Annotated in this window: 1 pseudogene; it reads right to left on the bottom strand. The window is 59.1% G+C overall.

Features of this window, described 5'->3' with window-relative positions:
* Window positions 1–662, bottom strand: a pseudogene (locus tag CO655_RS33210) (IS630 family transposase); the annotation flags it as partial.

Raw genomic sequence — 662 nt, 5'->3', positions numbered from 1 at the left:
GCCCTGAAGTAGTTGGCGCATTCTGCAGGAGTGAAGCGGGGTATCAAAGCGCCGACTGCGTCCCATAGGGCGTCGATCTTCCTCTCAGCCCTGCCGCGCAACATGGCTTTCAGTTTCGAGAAGGCGTTTTCGATGGGGTTGAAGTCGGGACTATAGGGTGGAAGGAACATGAGCGTAGCGCCAGCGCGCTCGATTGCGTCGCGCACACCGGCTGTCTTGTGAGCTGGGAGGTTATCCATGACCACAACGTCACCAGTCTGAAGGGTCGGCAGCAACACCTGCTCGATATAGGCCAGAAAGACGTTACCGTTCATCGCGCCGTCGTAGACAAACGGTGCGGTCATTCCCGTAAGGCGCAACGCTCCGGTGAAGGTCGTTGTTTTCCAATGCCCATGTGGCACGCCGGCTCGGCATCGCTCGCCTCGAAGTGCACGTCCGCGCAGACGTGCCATCTTCGTCGAAAGGCCAGTTTCATCGATGAAGATCAGCTTCTCCGGATCGAGATCGAGCTGACCATCAAACCAGATGCGCCGGCGCTTCAGGACATCCGGCCGGTCTTGCTCCAGTGCATGTGCGGTCTTTTTTTAAACGTCCAGCCGCGGCCTCGTAGCCAGGCGCCAAGTGCACTCCGGCTGATCTTCACCTGCCGCTCGGCGAACAAG

Origin of the sequence: Rhizobium sp. M1, from assembly GCF_002531805.1 — a bacterium.
Classification (GTDB): domain Bacteria; phylum Pseudomonadota; class Alphaproteobacteria; order Rhizobiales; family Rhizobiaceae; genus Rhizobium; species Rhizobium etli_C.
The sequence above is the reverse complement of the archived record's forward strand: the minus strand, read 5'-3'. Positions and strand labels throughout refer to the sequence as shown.